The organism is Staphylococcus sp. HMSC069E10 (assembly GCF_001809205.1).
GTDB lineage: Bacteria > Bacillota > Bacilli > Staphylococcales > Staphylococcaceae > Staphylococcus > Staphylococcus hominis.
The window spans coordinates 294,393-311,779 of sequence record NZ_KV796489.1 but is presented as its reverse complement, the minus strand read 5'-3'; the positions used below and the strand labels follow the sequence as shown (position 1 = coordinate 311,779).

The following is a 17,387-nucleotide window of genomic DNA, read 5'->3' as shown; positions in this document are numbered from 1 at the left end:
CGCTCGTTATCTAAATTAGAATATTATTCTACAACTTAAAAATAAAAGATTATCATTTCATACGCTTAATAAACACTAAACTTATTAAGCGTATGAAATGATAATCTTAAATAAAATATTTATTTGAATTTATCTAATAATCCACGTTTTTTTAACACTATAAGTAAGATATAACTAATCGCCGCACCAAGGAAACTTGAAACTAAGAATACAAGCATTAATGGTTTGATAAAGAAATGTTGCAAACCTAATATCCAAGATAGTGGAATGCACATTAAACTACCAATGATTCCAGTTCCAATCACTTCTCCAACTGCAGCCATAAATATGTGCTTTCTATACATATAGAAGATGCTAGCTAGAAACACACCAATCATACTACCAGGAAAGGCAAATGCACTGCCAGTTCCAAATATTATTCTTATTAAAGAAGAAATCAAAGCCTGTGCTAAACCATACCATGGTCCTACAAAAACAGCACATAGTACATTTACAAAATGTTGTACTGGGGCTGCTTTTACTGGACCTAAAGGTATAATAATAAAACTACTAAATACGACATTAAAAGCAATGAGTAAAGCTGTAATGGTAAGTTTTTTAGTTTTCATCTTTGAATATTCCCTTCTGTTTATGAGTCATGATGTGCTTTTTCATTATGCTTATTTAAACTTTGTTCCATAGTAGAAACCATCAATTGCAAAAACTCATTTGCTTCAAATTGCGCTGACCGAAACTCTTCAACAATAGGTAATGCATTGATTTCTTTTTCAAGTTGAGAAATTTCTTTTTCAGATTTTTGATAAGCCTGATGCTTGCCATAATTTTGAAAATTTACTGACTGTTTTTGTTGCAATTTTAATTGTTTCATTTTTTGGTCAATTGATGAATTCTCATGAATTTGTTGCTCTACATTTTGATATTGTTTAATCAATTCTAGTCCCTTTATTTTGTTCGATACACTATCTGCTTGTTTTAGAATATCTTCTTTCTCATACATATTAATTAGTCACCATAACTTGATTATGAAAATGTAAAAATTCACCATTTAATGAGTATTGTTTTGCTTCTTTAACTTTAACATCAACAAGTTGACCAATGGCTTCACGTGGTCCTTTAAAGTTAACTAATTTATTTTTTTCAGTATAACCTGCTAGAACTGTTTCATCTTTTTTACTTGTTCCTTCACATAAAACAGTAACAACTTGTCCTTCATAATGTTGCATTGCTTTTTCTGAATATTGACCAACTTTTTTATTTAAACGTTGCAAGCGATCTTTTTTCACTTCAGTTGGAACATTATCTTTCATTTTAGCAGCAGGCGTACCATCTCTTTGTGAATACAAATACGTATAAGCATGTTCAAATTGAACTTCATCGTATAATGAAAGTGTTTCTTCAAATTGTTCTTCTGTTTCGTTAGGATATCCTACTATTATGTCAGTAGTAAGGGCGACATTAGGAATAGCTTCTTTAATTCTATCAACTAAATCCAAGTAACTTTCACGTGAATATTTACGTCCCATTATTTTTAATACAGCATTATTTCCAGATTGCACAGGTAAATGAATGTGAGGAACGATATTTCCACCTTTTGCAATCACTTCAATCATTCTATCTGTAAAATCCCAAGGATGACTCGTTGTAAAACGTACACGTGGAATGTCAATTTTAGAAATATCCTCTAATAAATCACCTAGACCATAATCTAAATCTTTAATATCTTTTCCATATGAATTAACGTTTTGTCCTAGAAGCGTAATTTCCTTATAACCTTCACGAGCGAGACCTCGAACTTCTTCAATGATATCTTGTGGTCTACGACTGCGTTCTTTTCCTCGTGTAAAAGGTACAATACAATATGTACAGAATTTATCACATCCATACATAATATTAACCCATGCTTTTGTACTTCCTTCACGCACTTTAGGTAGGTTTTCAATAACGTCGCCTTCTTTAGACCAAACCTCAACGACCATGGCTTTTGATAAATATGCTTCTTCTAAAATTTCAGGTAATTTATGGATATTATGTGTTCCAAAAATCATATCCACATTTTGATATGATTTTAAGATTTTATTTACAACAGATTCTTCTTGTGACATACAACCGCATACACCAATTAATGTTTCAGGTCTATTTTTCTTTAAATGTTTTAAATTACCTATTTCACTAAATACTTTATTTTCAGCATTTTCACGAATAGCACATGTATTAATTAATATAACATCCGCTTCATTAATATCATCAGTTGCTTGATAGTCTAAAGCTTGCAAAATTCCTGCCATTACTTCAGTATCATGTGCATTCATTTGACAACCATATGTTTTAATTAAAAATGTTCGTCCTTTCCCCATACCTTTATATTTATCTTCAATATGAAAATCTCGATTATATTGAACATCTTGTTTACCACGCTTTTTTGCTTCTTTAAGATTAGGTGGTTGATAAACATGTTCGAAATATTTACTATAGTCTTTTTCTGCTTTTTTATTACGTTCGTTTAAAATATCTATCGTACCAGCTTTTCTTTGCTCTTCATTCACTTTACAAAAATCCTTTCTATATGCCCTAATATCATTAGTACATTATATTAAAATTAGCATTAAAGTGCAAAAAGAGTTTACAAATTAATATATTCTATTATTAAATATTGAATAAAAAAGTGGAATAGATGTCATCTTGAATCTTACTCCACTTTAACTAAACTTCATTTAACTTTAACATATGTTATGCTTCATCATATTTACCAGTTAGAGTTTCAATAGATATCCCTTCTGGCACATGATAAAACTTCACTTGGCTAATAATACTAGGACATTCTAATTCAACCATTCTTTCATTCAATTTTTGAATTAAAATTAAGCATTCACTCATATCACCTTGGACAGTCGTTTCAAGAGGACCTACTCTGTAATGTAGCCCCGACTGATCGATAATTTTAATAGCTTCATCTACATAAGGAATAACATCATCATTATTAGGTGTTTTAGGAACTATTTGTACACTCATTAACGTATCTTGCATAAATTTCACCTCTATGATTTATTTATAATTTTATTTTATCATGATTATCTTTATAAATCTGAGTTATTCTATATTTTCTATTGCAGATTTTATGGCTTTTGCAAAGTCGTACATTAATTTATCCCAATTTGACTGATTTTCTCTACTTTTTCGATTTATTTTATTATTTTTGAAAAAAGCCTTACGTAATGAGGTAGTTAACTCAATTTGTACACCTCTACCTCTAGTTGTACAATTAACAATATTATTATCCTGTTGACCTGAAATATGGCTTGGTGCTTCTTTTGCTTTTATACCAATATGATTTAATTGTTCTTTGATGAGTGATTTTAGACGTTCATCTTTTCCACCAACATAAGCAATGCTCTCGTTCCCTTCACAACCATGAATAGCAATAGCTTGGTTACTTTCAGTTACCAGATTCATTGCATCTTTATTATCATAACGTGTAGAAGTTACGTGCAATTCTTTATTTCCTTTACTACGTAAACCTTCGAAAATAAAGTAATTATATCCTCCTTCATCAGCAATTATACTTGCTAATTCAGTTGTAGCAGGTTCAATGCCTCCACCATGAATTGCTAATATTGAAACACTACTATTTCGATTTCTAGTTATTATTTTCCAGTCTTCATTTTCTATCGTTTCTTTTTCCAATTCTTGCATTGATTTAAATTTGTCCAACATCCCCACTCCTTTTATTTACTATATTATTTTCTTCCCTAATAAAAATAAATAAATGAAGTTTAACAAGATTTTTATAAATTTAAACTTAAATTAAAAGACATTCTTGAAGTCATATGATACTTTCAAGAATGCCTTTAAAAAAATTATACAAATTGAGCAGTTAAGTCATTAAACTCTTGTTCAGAAAGACGGATATCTCTTTTAGTTAATGCACTTTCATCTAATTCTTCAATTTGTGATTCATATGAAGGTGTTGTTGTGTCTTGATATACAATACCTTTAACTAGTGATTCATGTTCTAATACAGTTTTCATCGCTAATTGTTTATCTGTTGGATCATAATTTTCAATATCTTCTATACTAGTTAAGTGTTCTTTAAACCAATCATACGTATTCACTTTATTATATGTTACACATGGAGAAAACACATTTACAAATGAAAAACCATCATGATTAATTGCATCTTCAATTAATTTCGTCAATGCTTTAATATCACTTGAAAAACCTTGTGCTACAAATGTAGCACCTGATGATAGTGCTAATTCTAATGGCGCAACATTTTTTTCTATATTTCCTTTAGGTGTTGATTTAGTTACAAATCCAACAGCAGAAGATGGGGACGTTTGACCTTTAGTTAGGCCATAAATTTGGTTATCCATAACAATATAAGTAATATTCATATTGCGACGTAATGCATGAATTGTATGACCCATGCCAATCGCATAACCATCTCCGTCGCCACCTGAAGCAATGACTGTTAAGTCTTTATTAGCCATTTTCACTCCCTGTGCAAGAGGTAATGCACGACCATGAATACCATGTACCCCATAAGAGTTAATATAACCTGATAAACGACCTGAACAACCTATTCCAGTAATTAATGCCACTTCTTCAGGTTCTAAACCTAAATTTGCTGCCGCTTTTTGGATTGCAGCTTGTACTGAAAAGTCTCCACACCCTGGGCACCAGTTTGGCTTCACACTGTTTCTAAAATCTTTAAATGTAGCCAATTACATCATCTCCTTCATATCTTTAGCTACTGAAAGTCCTTTTTCTTCTATTTCATGTGGTAAAAAAGGTGTACCATCATATTTAGTTTGATTAACTAATTTGTCTTGAATGGCAGTATTCATTTTTAAGATATTTGATAATTGGCCTTGATAGTTATGCTCAGCTACTATGACGCTTGAAGCTTTATCAATAGCTTGTTGAATAATATCTTTTGGTAATGGGTGAAGTTGGCGAATTTGCATCGTATTAACTTTAATACCATTATTATTTAATCGTTTACTTCCTTCTTCAATTGCACCTTTACTTGAAATAAATCCGATATATAAAATATCTGCTTTCTCATGTTTCTCATCATAATCAACAGGTGTTTCAATAAGTAAGTTCGCAGTTTTACTCATACGTTTTTCCATTTGTTCACGTCTGTTGTCAGCAGCTTCACTTGGCTTACCTTCTTGATTATGTTCAACACCAGTAACATGGTGAATACCACCTTTAACACCAGGGATTGGACGTTGTGAAATTCCAGATGTTGTAAGTGCATAACGTTTAAAGTATGATCTATCATCTTCATCACGTTCAATATCTGATTGAATAAGCTCTCCACGTTTAATTTGAATTCTATTGTAATCGAGTTGTTTTACTGTTTGTTTACCTAATGACAATTGCAAATCGCTTAATACGATAACCGGACATTGATATTCTTCAGCTAAATTAAAAGCTTCCATAGTTAAATAAAAAGCATCTTCAGCATCAGTTGGTGCTACTACTATCTTAGGAATATCTCCATGTGTTCCATATATCATTTGCATTAAATCTGACTGTTCTTGTTTTGTAGGTAATCCAGTTGAAGGGCCTCCACGTTGCGTATTAACAATAACTAGTGGTGTTTCAGTCATACCTGATAAACCAATGGCTTCCATCATTAAAGATAAACCTGGTCCCGCACTCGCAGTAAATGCTCTAACTCCTGCATAGTTCGCACCAATTGCCATATTCGCTGCAGCAATTTCATCTTCAGTTTGTACTACAGTTCCTCCTACTTTTGGAACATTTGCAATCATATACTCCATAATTTCTGAAGCGGGCGTAATTGGATAAGCTGCCATAAATCTTGAACCAGCCGAAATCGCGCCTAATCCAATTGCATCGTTACCAATCATGTATAAATGTGGTGTACCCTCACTATCTTCTAGTAAATAATCACCATTTACTGTATCTAATTTATCCTTCATCAACTCATAACCCTGATGAAGCGCTTCTATATTCATTTCAACAACTTTTTGACCTTTTTTAGTAAACATATTTGTAATTAACGTTTCGAAAGTTGTTGTATCTAATTTCATTACTGCGCAAGTTGCACCAATCGCTACCATATTTTTCATCAGTGCAGTACCTAATTCTTTAGCTGTTAATGTTAACGGTAATTCAATCAGTTGAGCGCGACAATGTTCTGGTTTAGAAGGTTTAGCTTTAGCATCTGCAATAATAATACTATCTTCTCTCATTTCATGATGATTTAATTCAATTGTCTCTTGATCAAATGCAACTAAAATATCTAAATCATCACTAATTGCATGAACTGGAGAAGTTGAGACTCTTATTTTATTATTTGTATGACCGCCTTTAATTCGGCTTGAGAAATGTCGATATCCATATAAATAATAACCTTTTCGATTCATTGCAGTAGCAAATATTTCTCCAGTTGACTCAATACCTTCACCTTGTTGTCCGCCCACTTTCCATGATATTTGTGGTTTCATATCATTAGCCTCCTGTGGAATTAATTCATACTAAATCATAACAAAAATAACCACCGTCTTACTATGTCAACAGTGGCTTTTATTTAAATTCATACTAATGGACTATACACTATTTATCAAAAGGATGATCCTCATTGATTAAAATGCGTTCTATGAGTTTGGTTCTTCCATTTTTATCTAAATCTATAATAACACCTGAAAGTACACTTCTACCATTATCAGGCACTACATGTCGTTGTGGCAAACTTGTAATAAAACGCTTAATAACTTCCTCGCGATTAATCCCTAGTATTCCATCATAATAACCAGTCATACCTACATCTGTAATATAGCCTGTACCATTGGGCAAAATACGCTCATCAGATGTTTGAATATGAGTATGTGTGCCTACAACAGCGCTGACTCTTCCATCTAAATACCAACCCATTGCATTTTTCTCTGAAGTAGTTTCTGCATGAAAATCTACAAAAATATAATTAGTTTCTTTTTTAGCTTCTTCAATCAATTGATCTGCTTTTTTAAATGGATCATCAATATCTTGCATAAATGAGCGTCCTTGCAAGTTAATGATGGCAACTTTAATATCATTAACCTGAATAAAACGCATACCAACACCTGGCGCTTCACTCGGAAAATTAGCAGGTCTTATCATTCTTTTAGCATCATCAATAAAGTCATAAATTTCTCTTTGACCATAAGTATGATTACCCATTGTCATAAAATCCACGCCATCTCTAAGCAATTGTTTATATAATTTTTCAGTTAAACCTTTTCCATGAGCAGCATTTTCTGCATTAACAATGCTCAACGTAGGCTTATAAGCTTGCTTTAATTTAGGCAAATATTCAGCAATGGTATTTCTCCCTACTTTTCCTACGATATCTCCAATAAATAAAATTCGCATTAATGTTCATCCTCTCACAATATAGTGTAATTGAAATAACTATATAATTAAAGGTAGAGTTTCATATTTTTTAAAATTACACAGTCTTAACTTTAGCATGCATACAGCATATGTTATTATAATATTATAAAAATTTAGGAGTTGTATAATTAAATGTCTATTAATATCGATCCAGAAAAATTTGCAGAACTAGTTGTAAAAGCAAACCCATCAAAATCAGAAGATGCAGAAGATATGGCCAAAGAAAGCTTAGAATTATATATTAACGCATACCGTTTAGCAGAAAGATATTCTAATATTGCTACAAATTGTTATGATACAGCTGAAATTCTTTCTGAAATCAAAAAAACTGATTTACAACTTAAATAATGAAAAACCTGAGACATTTTAAACATGTCTCAGGTTTTTTAGTACTCAGTGAGTCCCTATTTAATTTTAAAAATTACTTCGCATACTCTACTGCTCTAGTCTCTCTAACAACTGTCACTTTAATATGTCCTGGATATTGTAATTCTTCTTCAATTTGATTTTTTATATCTCTAGCTAATCGGTAAGATTTTAAATCATCTATTTCTTCAGGAGAAACAATAACTCTAATCTCTCTACCAGCTTGAATTGCGAACGCTTTTTCAACACCTTCATAACTTTCTGAAAGAGTTTCTAAGCGTTCTAATCTACGAATATAATTTTCAAGTGTTTCTTTACGTGCTCCTGGACGCGCGGCCGATAATGCATCTGCAGCAGCTACTAGAATTGAAATTATAGATGTTGGTTCAACATCTCCATGATGTGAATGAATCGCATTAATAACAGTTTCAACTTCACCGTATTTTTTAGCTAATTCAACACCAATTTCAACATGGCTACCTTCAACTTCATGATCAATTGCTTTACCTACATCATGTAGTAATCCAGCTCTTTTTGCTAAACTAACATCCTCGCCTAATTCAGCAGCTAACATTCCAGAAAGATGTGCGACTTCCATAGAATGTTTTAAGACATTTTGGCCGTAACTTGTTCTATAGTTTAAACGGCCTAAAATTTTCACTAAATCTGGATGCATATTGTGAACATTGATTTCAAATGTTGCTTGTTCACCTGCATCTCTAATGATGTCATCTACTTCTTTTCTAGCTTTATCTACCATTTCTTCGATACGACCTGGATGAATTCTTCCATCAGAGACCAAATTCACTAATGCAGTCCTAGCGATTTCACGTCTAATTGGATCAAATCCAGATAAAATCACTGCTTCAGGAGTATCATCAATAATCAAGTCGATACCTGTTAACGTTTCTAAAGTACGAATATTTCTACCTTCTCTACCAATAATTCGACCTTTCATCTCATCATTTGGTAAATTAACTACTGAAACAGTAGATTCCGTTGTATGATCAGCAGCTAATCTTTGTACAGTAGTAGCTAACAATTCTTTTGCTGTTTTGTTAACTTTTTCTTTAGCTTCTCTTTCTTTTTCCTTAACAAGCACTGCAATATCTTGTGACAGTTCTTCTTCCACTCTATGAAGTTGTTCATTAACTGCTTCCTCTTGAGTGAGACCGGAGATGCGTTCTAATTCTTGTTCATGCTTCATTATTAACGTCTGAACACTACTCTCTTTTGCATCTACTTGTTGTTGTCTTTCTTCAATTTTGGATTCTTTTTGATCTAAAATCTCATCTTTTTTATCCAATAATTCTGATTTACGATCTAAATTTTCCTCTTTTTGAAGATTTCGGGCTTCTTGTCTTTGAAGCTCACTACGTCTTTCACGTAGCTCTGTTTCAACTTGTTCTCTAATGATTTGATTTTCTTCTTTTGCCTCTAATAATTTCTCTTTTTTGATATTATCTGCTTCTTTTTGTCCTTGTTTGATAATATCATTAGCAGTTTGTCTAGCTTGAATTTGCTTTTGATGTAATATATTTCGGGCTAAAAAATACCCTACAACAACCCCTAGAATAATCCCCAGCAAAATGAGTAGGAGGTCTAATAAATTCACATAAACACCTCCTTTTTCTAGGTATTTGCTTGTATATTAAAATCTCTATGATTTTTTATAAATTGTATAAATAATATACATATTAATTGTACGTTTATGTACTCAGTAGTGTCAAGATATGAAATTTCACTTCAATTTCACTACACATACTTATAAAAGAAAAAGAGTGACATTGAATTCATTTCGAACTCATCATTCACTCTCACACAAAATAATTTTAATATTTTTAAGTATATTCTAGTTAAAGCATTAAAAATTTAACATTATTCTTCATCGAATAATGTTTGTGATGATTTATCTTCATTTTCTTCAACATCACCATCGAAAATGCCTAATTTTTCACGTAATTTGCGATCGATTTCATCTTTAATTTGAGGGTTTTCTTTAAGATATGTTTTAACATTTTCCTTACCTTGACCCATTCTCTCACCATTATATGAGTACCAAGCACCAGATTTATCGACAATATCATTTTCTACACCTAAGTCAATTAATTCGCCCTCTTTTGAAATACCTTGACCATACATGATATCTACTTCAGCAATTCTAAATGGTGGTGCTACTTTATTTTTAACAACTTTAATTTTAGTTCTGTTACCTACAATATCTTGACCTTGTTTTAATTGTTCTGCACGACGCACTTCTAAACGTACTGAGCTATAGAATTTTAATGCTCTACCACCTGGTGTAGTTTCTGGATTACCAAACATTACTCCAACTTTTTCACGAATTTGGTTAATAAATATAGCTGTAGTATTTGATTTTGAAATTGCACCTGAAAGTTTACGCAAAGCCTGAGACATTAAACGTGCTTGAAGACCAACATGTGTATCTCCCATTTCACCTTCAATTTCAGCTTTAGGAGTCAAAGCAGCAACTGAGTCTACAACAACAATGTCAACTGCTCCACTTCTTACGAAAGCTTCTGCTATTTCTAAACCTTGTTCACCATGGTCGGGTTGAGAAAGATATAAATTATCTATATCAACACCTAATGCTTCAGCATATACTGGATCAAGTGCATGTTCAGCATCGATAAACGCAGCAACGCCTCCATTTTTTTGTACTTCAGCAATGGCATGAAGTGCTACTGTTGTTTTACCGGAACTTTCAGGACCATATATTTCAATAATTCTTCCTTTAGGATAACCACCTACACCTAGTGCATTATCTAAAGTAACTGAACCACTTGATACACTAGATACACGACGACCTTTATTATCGCCTAATTTCATTACTGCACCCTTACCAAAGGATTTTTCCATATTTTTTATAACTGTATCTAAAGCTTTTTGACGATCATTATCCAAAGCGAAACCTCCTATATGAGATAGTTATCTATTTAATATTATATATATATTATACTCTTAACCATATTCAAACACAAGTATTTTGCGAATATTTGTTCGTATAAAAAGAGAACAATGAATACAAAATCGAACAAATGTGCCCGAAAATTATAACCATTTTTTAATTTAAGTACATTTTAGTGCCAATTTAATAATCTTATTAATACATAATTTTGACTTCTGTTGGGCAGTATATTTCTTGATTGTGTTATCTTAAATGTAGTCATTTTAAAATCATCTTTTGTATTAATTGCTAGATAAACTTCCTCTTTCTCATGTAATATTGCTATACCCATTTCAGTTTTATATAAATCTTTTACATATGAAGAGGCGTCTCTTAATTGCATTTCAATACTTGAATGATGATTTAAAAATATATCATTATCTGGTAATATTCCTTTTAATATATTTTGTTTATCAAAGCGTTTTAAACGAGTATAAATCGCTCCATCCGTTACCCCGTCATATATACTTACTGTAGAATTCATTTGTTCCATTACAGATTGTTCTAACAATGTGTCATCTGAACCATAATAAAATTGACCAATTCGTTCTAGTATTTCTTCTTTTATAGGTTGAATCAATGTTTTACATTCACTTTGTGTAGAAGCATTTGCTGTTAATCTAATATATACTTCATGTTTCCCTGCTAACGGAGCTATCGTAGGATTAGTTTGTTTTTCAATTAAATCCATAAGTTCTGTTTCAACTTTCGATTCTCCAATTCCTGCAAATCTCAGTTGCTCTGAAAAAATAGTATTGTCATTATCTATAAGTAATGGAAGCAACTCATTTTTAGCCATAGGTTGCATTTCACTCGGAGGACCAGGTAACAGAATTACTTTTTTATTATCCATTTCAATAAACATACCTGGAGCCATACCATAATGATTTTTTAATACTTTCGCTCCCTCTACTACAAGTGCTTGTTGTTTATTATTAGGTGTCATTTCTTGCCCTTGTTCTTTGAAAAAATCTTCAATATAATTTAATGCTTCTTCATTAGTCACTAAGTTTTTATTTAATACTTTTGCTACTGTCTGTTTAGTTAAATCGTCTTTAGTTGGGCCCAATCCACCAGTGAGCACTAATGTGTCAAATCTTTTTAGTCCTTCTCTAATAATAAATTCTAAACGATCAGGATTATCACCGATAACTGTATGTTCAACTATATTCTTTCCAATTTGATTGAAAAGTTTTGATAAATATTGGCCATTTGTATTTGCTATTTGACCTAATAATAATTCTGAACCTACTGCTATGATAGATATATTCATATGTCCCTCTCCCTTATATAGTCTTAATTCATATTTTATACTTAATCTATTATATAATCTAAAAAATAACTCAAAAAAATGAGAGTCATTTTATGCGACTCTCATTACATTTCACTTTATTTGATTATACTTTTATTGCTTAAACACATCTCTACCTTTATAGAAATATTCAATTCCTGATAATATTGTAAAGAATACGCCAATGTATAATAATACTTGTCCTAATTGGAATCCAATCCAGTTTGAGAATAAATCACCAAGTAAAATCCAAATAATTGCTACCATTGTAACAGCTGTTTTAATTTTACCTAATTGGCCTGCTGCACTCACAAATCCTTGTTCAATTTGAAGTAAACGTAAACCTGTAACCGCAAACTCACGAGCAATGATAATAATTGCTACAACTGAATTAGTTAGCCCTAATTGAACCATAACAATAAGAGCACTAGAAACTAATAATTTATCCGCTAATGGATCTAAAAACTTACCCATATTTGTCACAAGTTGCCATTTTCTTGCTAAATAACCATCTAAAAAATCACTTAAAGAAGCTACAATAAAAATAATAGCAGCAATAAGTTGCTCTATTCTTATGTCATATCCACCTAATACAGATACACTTCCAAAACCAAAGTTTACTAGAGCAAATAATATAAATACTGGAATCAAAATCACTCTAAAAACTGTAATCTGGTTAGGTATATTCATTTTAATACCTCATTTCTTAATTTATATGTATATTATATTAATAATACTGCTAATACCCACATAATAAAAGTAATAATTATAACAATACTAATCATAATCAATAATTGAATAGGTTCTTTATTTTTAGTACGATATTCGGGCACTTCGTTGTGTCGATAATGATGTAAAAGTGTATCGAGTTGATTATGTTGATTAGGAATTTCTTCATGATGCACTTTAATGAGTTGATTTACATCCATATTAACTACACTTGCATAACGTCTAATAAAACCTTCAGCGTAATCCACTTTGGCAAGTTGATCAAATTTATTCTCTTCAATATATTTTAACGTTTCTCGCTTTAATTGTGTACGTTGTTCTAATTCTGTTAATGTCATTCCTAATCTTTCTCTTCTACCTTTTAAGGTTTCACCAATTGTTTTCACTTTTGACGCCTCCACCTTCATTACTCAAAAAAACCGAAGCCACCGCCAAACACATCTTCTCCAAAATCTAATGTGTTTTTGCTTTTAATTGCTTGTTGTTTAACTTGTTGTTTCATGTGATCATATTCAATTTTTTGATTCTCATGTTCACGTAGCTCGATAATATAATCAAAATCATCGATGCTATATTGATTTGTTTCTATAAATAAATCTGGATGCTCAACTACTTTTATTGACGGTAAAGTCATCACTTCTTCAACTAACTGTTGATGTTTAGGATTTGTTTCTCTAGCAGTTACCGCACCATCAATAATATAAACATGATTAGCATCATATTCACCTTTTATAAGAGAACTACGAACTGTCTGTTTAATTAATGTTGAACTTATAAATAGCCATCGTTTATGCGCACAGACACTACCTGCGACAATCGATTCTGTTTTTCCAACACGAGGCATCCCTCTAATACCTATTAATTTATGACCATCTTCTTTAAATAATTCTGCTAAAAAGTCGACAAGTAAACCTAAATCTTCACGTTCAAAACGAAATGTTTTTTTGTCACCAGCATCTTGTTCAATATAGCGACCATGACGCACTGCTAAACGATCACGTAACTCTGGAATTCTTAACTTTGTTATTTCTATTTCTTTCAATTCATGAATGATATTTTCAAAACGTGTGACTTTTTCAAGACTATCTGTCTTAATAAGTAATCCACGACGCCCTTGATCAACACCATTTATAGTAATAATACTAATTCCTAACATACCAAGTAAACTCGATACGTCGCCTAAAAGTCCAGCCCGATTAACAATTATCTCGTATTCTAAATACCATTCCTTTTTTTTAGCAACAGTCATCTAACCAACCCCTTGTTTAAATACAATTTGAAATATTCCCCTTATATAATTAAATTTATTATATCATTGATTATAAAAAACGAATCGTCAAATCTGCATTTAAAATTTAGGATACTTTTTAAATATACCAACCACCATTAACCTTTTGGACTGTTCCTGTAATACTCTTAGCATTAGGATGGCATAAATAAGCACACACATGTGCTACTTCTTGTGGAGCTATCATTCTTTGTTGTGGTAGTTCAGATAAGATAACTGCTTTTTCTTCATCACTGAATGCTTTAGCCATACGTCCTGAAACAAAACCAGGTGCTATAGCATTCACAGTGACATTCGTCAATGCTAGCTCTTGACTGAGGGCCTTTACAAATCCAATTTGAGCACTTTTCATTGCTGAATAAATAGTTTCCATACTTGCTCCCGTCTCGCCCCAAATTGATGAGATAACAATAATTCTACCATTTGTACTTTTTCTCAATAGGTCTATGAAATATCGACAGCATCGAATCAACTGTTTGACATGAATATGATAACATTCATCTATCTCTTTATCTTTCATATCTTGTAGCATGCCATATAATGATGTACCACTACTATAAATTAAACAGTCTAACTGTTTTATATGACTAAATATATCATTTAAATCAATATCATGAGTCAAATCCATTTGAATGAATTCTACGGCTTCACCTTTATACTTTTTTTCTAAGGATGAAATATCAGATTGATAATATTGAAGTACTACTTCATATCCCTCTTTTAATAAACGATCTACAATCGCACTACCAATACTACCAGAACCACCAAATACTAATGCCTTCATATTTAATCTATCTCCAAACGGCTATCAACAAAACGATCAATATTTAGATATTGTTTAGCAGTTTCATTAATACTATCTAAAGTAATATTTTCTACAATATCTAACATATCAAATACACTTACACCCTCAAAATACAATTTTGCATATTGATTTGCAATATATTCTGGGGAATTCAAACTAGAGATAAATTCACCAATAAACTGCTTCTTCAATAATTCAAATGCTTCTGAATCTTTTAAGTTTCCTCTATATTTCTTTAATTCAGTAAGTAACCTATCCTTTAATTGATCTGGTTCATGAGTAGCACTTGTAATAATTGAGAAACTATAAGTAGGTTCAAGAACAAATTGATATCCAAATGAATCATCAATTAAATCATCATTAAGAAGAGATTGATAGAAATCTGTTTCTTCACCGAATACGAGTTCAAAAAATAAAGTCATTTCTAAATCTCTTTGAACATATTTCTCAGGTGCTTCATCCAAAGGTTCATTTTTAAACCCTAGCATTAAACGTGGAGACTGTAATTTCATTTTTTCAGATACAAATGATTGAACTACTTCATTTGGTTCTTTTATTGCTCCTCTTTGAATAGAAGGTTGATTTGTTTTATGACGACGATTTTCATGTTCTTCAATAACATTACAAATACGTTTAGGATCCACATCTCCTACGACAAATAATACCATATTGGATGGATGATAAAACGTTTCATAACATAAGTATAAATCATCTTTAGTGATACTATAAATACTCTCAACACTACCTGCAATATCTACTTTAATTGGATGATGATGATACATTGCGCGTAATGTATTGAACATAATTTTATATCCTGGTTGTTCTTGATACATTTTAATTTCTTCAGCAATAATCCCTTTTTCTTTGTCTACTGTTTCTTTTGAAAAATAGGGTGTTTCCACCATATCAAGTAAACGTAGAATATTTCGTTCAACTTGATCAGTTGCACTAAACAAATAACTCGTACGATCAAAACTTGTAAATGCATTGACTTGAGCATTATCATTGGCAAAAGCAGTAAATAAATCTTCATCATCGTCTTTTTCAAATAACTTATGCTCTAAAAAATGTGCTACTCCATCTGGTACAGTCACATATTGATCTTTATGATGAGGTTTAAATGTATTATCCAACGAACCGAATTGAGTTGTATAGGTCACATATGTTTTTTGAAATCCTTTTTTAGGAATTACAAATAAGCGTAATCCATTATTTAGTTCATGTTTATAGACGCGTTCATCAATTAATTCATAATATTGTTCTTGCACTATGATTGACCTCCTTTCGTTAATACATATATCGTATCTAAATAGGCTTGATTTGCCATTTTAACGACATCTTCTTTAGTCACTTTATTAATTAATTCCATGTATTCTTTATCTGATTGAGGCTGATTTAAAAGTAGTTGATTTTGCATGACTTCAATAATACCTTTAGGTCTATCTGCAATTTCTTGTCGTTGTGAAATGATAATTTTTTTAGCTAATGCTAATTTTTCTTCAGAGAAATCTCCTACTTTAAACTTCTCGAATTCTTCAATAATTGTAGTTTTTGCAATATCGTATTTTTCAACAGATACACCACTTAATACAAATAAATAGCCATTTTTTCCATCTAATTGCGAATGAATAGAATAAGCTAGACTTTGTTTTTCACGTACTTCATTAAATAGTACTGAAGAAGGATCACCGCCAAACATAGTATTTAATACGACAAGTGCATAGTAATCTTCGTTTCCATAATGAGTTGGAAAACGATAACCTAAATTTAATTTAGCTTGGTCAACGGTATCTTTTTCAATGATTGTTTCAGTAGATTGGTCGGTACAGTCAGTATTTACATTATGATTAAAGTCAAACGTCGTTGAGCTAAGACTAAATGAATTTTCTATGAGTGATGTAACTTCTTTTTCATTTACATTTCCCACTACATACACTGAACACATGTCATTATTTATCATAGATTTATATGTATCATACAAACTTTCATTTGTAATACGCGCAATATTTTCTATTTGACCTATAGCTAAATAACGATAAGCTTCATTTTTGAACATATATTTTAATAAATTAATAAATGAATATTGCGCTTTATTGTCAATCATCGCTTCTATTTTTTTATGTAATAATGATTTTTCTTGAGTAACAAATGTAGAGTTGAATGAATTATTCTCAACAAGTGGATTCATGATGACTTCTTTTAATAAATTCAAACCTTTTTCAAATAATGGTGTAGTATCTTTAAGATAACGTTCATTTACAATTTCTAAAGAAATAGTAATGACATGTTTATCTTTAAATTTAGAAACAAAGCTATTAATATAAGCTCCATAAAGCTCTGATAATTGTTTATTAAATGATTTATCTGTTGGCCATTTTTTTGTGGCACGAACCAATACTTTACTTAGTAATGAACGAGCAGTAATTGTTTCGTAATCAAGTGGTGCCATAAATTTAAATGTGATCATCGTTGTTTTAAATTTCTCAGTTGGAAGAATATCAATATGTATTTGATGATTAGTATGTTGTTTCAA

General features: G+C 31.3%; 18 protein-coding genes. 1 reads left to right on the top strand and 17 read right to left on the bottom strand.

The genetic code is table 11. The features are described from left to right. Window positions 1-119: 119 nt before the first annotated feature. From thiW to HMPREF2561_RS08485, 8 genes are all read right to left on the bottom strand, one after another. Window positions 120-608, bottom strand: a complete 489-nt coding sequence (gene thiW / locus HMPREF2561_RS08520; protein WP_017174631.1) for an energy coupling factor transporter S component ThiW — start codon at window positions 606-608, stop codon at window positions 120-122. 20 nt (window positions 609-628) lie between these two features. Then, a complete protein-coding gene (locus HMPREF2561_RS08515) occupies window positions 629-997 on the bottom strand; it encodes a YlbF/YmcA family competence regulator (protein WP_049416231.1) in 369 nt (122 codons plus the stop codon). Window position 998: 1 nt separating this feature from the next. Beyond that, complete coding sequence (gene miaB, locus HMPREF2561_RS08510) at window positions 999-2,543, bottom strand: tRNA (N6-isopentenyl adenosine(37)-C2)-methylthiotransferase MiaB (RefSeq protein WP_017174629.1); 1,545 nt, start codon at window positions 2,541-2,543, stop codon at window positions 999-1,001. Window positions 2,544-2,727: 184 nt separating this feature from the next. Continuing rightward, on the bottom strand, window positions 2,728-3,024 hold the full coding sequence (locus HMPREF2561_RS08505) for a thiamine-binding protein (RefSeq protein ID WP_002448768.1): 297 nt from the start codon (window positions 3,022-3,024) through the stop codon (window positions 2,728-2,730). Between the two features lie 63 nt (window positions 3,025-3,087). Then, window positions 3,088-3,708: a poly-gamma-glutamate hydrolase family protein gene (locus HMPREF2561_RS08500; RefSeq protein WP_017174628.1), complete on the bottom strand. Its 621-nt coding sequence runs from the start codon at window positions 3,706-3,708 to the stop codon at window positions 3,088-3,090. A gap of 146 nt (window positions 3,709-3,854) precedes the next feature. Beyond that, window positions 3,855-4,721, bottom strand: coding sequence for a 2-oxoacid:ferredoxin oxidoreductase subunit beta (locus tag HMPREF2561_RS08495; RefSeq protein WP_017174627.1), 867 nt, complete (start codon window positions 4,719-4,721; stop codon window positions 3,855-3,857). Further along, window positions 4,722-6,482 carry a 2-oxoacid:acceptor oxidoreductase subunit alpha gene (locus HMPREF2561_RS08490; RefSeq protein ID WP_017174626.1) on the bottom strand — a complete coding sequence of 587 codons (1,761 nt, stop codon included), beginning with the start codon at window positions 6,480-6,482 and terminating at the stop codon, window positions 4,722-4,724. A gap of 109 nt (window positions 6,483-6,591) precedes the next feature. Then, the gene (locus tag HMPREF2561_RS08485) at window positions 6,592-7,386 is read right to left on the bottom strand and encodes a TIGR00282 family metallophosphoesterase (protein ID WP_017174625.1); all 795 of its coding nucleotides are present in this window, start codon (window positions 7,384-7,386) and stop codon (window positions 6,592-6,594) included. Between the two features lie 153 nt (window positions 7,387-7,539). Between HMPREF2561_RS08485 and HMPREF2561_RS08480 the strand changes: the two genes are divergently transcribed. Further along, window positions 7,540-7,755, top strand: a complete 216-nt coding sequence (locus HMPREF2561_RS08480; RefSeq protein WP_002448781.1) for a hypothetical protein — start codon at window positions 7,540-7,542, stop codon at window positions 7,753-7,755. A gap of 73 nt (window positions 7,756-7,828) precedes the next feature. On the opposite strand, the gene rny is transcribed toward HMPREF2561_RS08480, so the two are convergent. The 9 genes from rny to yfmF all read right to left on the bottom strand — a co-directional run bounded on the left by rny (window position 7,829) and on the right by yfmF (window position 17,321). Continuing rightward, on the bottom strand, window positions 7,829-9,388 hold the full coding sequence (gene rny, locus HMPREF2561_RS08475; RefSeq protein ID WP_002448856.1) for a ribonuclease Y: 1,560 nt from the start codon (window positions 9,386-9,388) through the stop codon (window positions 7,829-7,831). A 263-nt stretch (window positions 9,389-9,651) separates the two neighbouring features. Beyond that, window positions 9,652-10,698, bottom strand: a complete 1,047-nt coding sequence (gene recA / locus HMPREF2561_RS08470; protein ID WP_002448773.1) for a recombinase RecA — start codon at window positions 10,696-10,698, stop codon at window positions 9,652-9,654. Between the two features lie 176 nt (window positions 10,699-10,874). After that, complete coding sequence (locus HMPREF2561_RS08465; RefSeq protein WP_019835105.1) at window positions 10,875-12,014, bottom strand: CinA family nicotinamide mononucleotide deamidase-related protein; 1,140 nt, start codon at window positions 12,012-12,014, stop codon at window positions 10,875-10,877. 132 nt (window positions 12,015-12,146) lie between these two features. Beyond that, window positions 12,147-12,722: a CDP-diacylglycerol--glycerol-3-phosphate 3-phosphatidyltransferase gene (pgsA, locus tag HMPREF2561_RS08460; protein WP_017174623.1), complete on the bottom strand. Its 576-nt coding sequence runs from the start codon at window positions 12,720-12,722 to the stop codon at window positions 12,147-12,149. A gap of 32 nt (window positions 12,723-12,754) precedes the next feature. Further along, entirely contained in the window at window positions 12,755-13,147 is a 393-nt protein-coding gene (locus HMPREF2561_RS08455; RefSeq protein WP_017174622.1) for a helix-turn-helix domain-containing protein, read from the bottom strand. A 20-nt stretch (window positions 13,148-13,167) separates the two neighbouring features. Further along, window positions 13,168-14,010, bottom strand: a complete 843-nt coding sequence (locus tag HMPREF2561_RS08450) for a DUF3388 domain-containing protein (RefSeq protein ID WP_002448864.1) — start codon at window positions 14,008-14,010, stop codon at window positions 13,168-13,170. A gap of 118 nt (window positions 14,011-14,128) precedes the next feature. After that, window positions 14,129-14,833 carry an elongation factor P 5-aminopentanone reductase gene (ymfI, locus tag HMPREF2561_RS08445; RefSeq protein ID WP_017174621.1) on the bottom strand — a complete coding sequence of 235 codons (705 nt, stop codon included), beginning with the start codon at window positions 14,831-14,833 and terminating at the stop codon, window positions 14,129-14,131. Between the two features lie 2 nt (window positions 14,834-14,835). Continuing rightward, on the bottom strand, window positions 14,836-16,122 hold the full coding sequence (gene yfmH, locus HMPREF2561_RS08440; protein ID WP_049379244.1) for an EF-P 5-aminopentanol modification-associated protein YfmH: 1,287 nt from the start codon (window positions 16,120-16,122) through the stop codon (window positions 14,836-14,838). After that, entirely contained in the window at window positions 16,122-17,321 is a 1,200-nt protein-coding gene (gene yfmF / locus HMPREF2561_RS08435) for an EF-P 5-aminopentanol modification-associated protein YfmF (protein ID WP_371089566.1), read from the bottom strand. Before yfmF ends, yfmH begins: the two co-directional genes overlap by 1 nt. Between the last annotated feature and the right edge of the window lie 66 nt (window positions 17,322-17,387).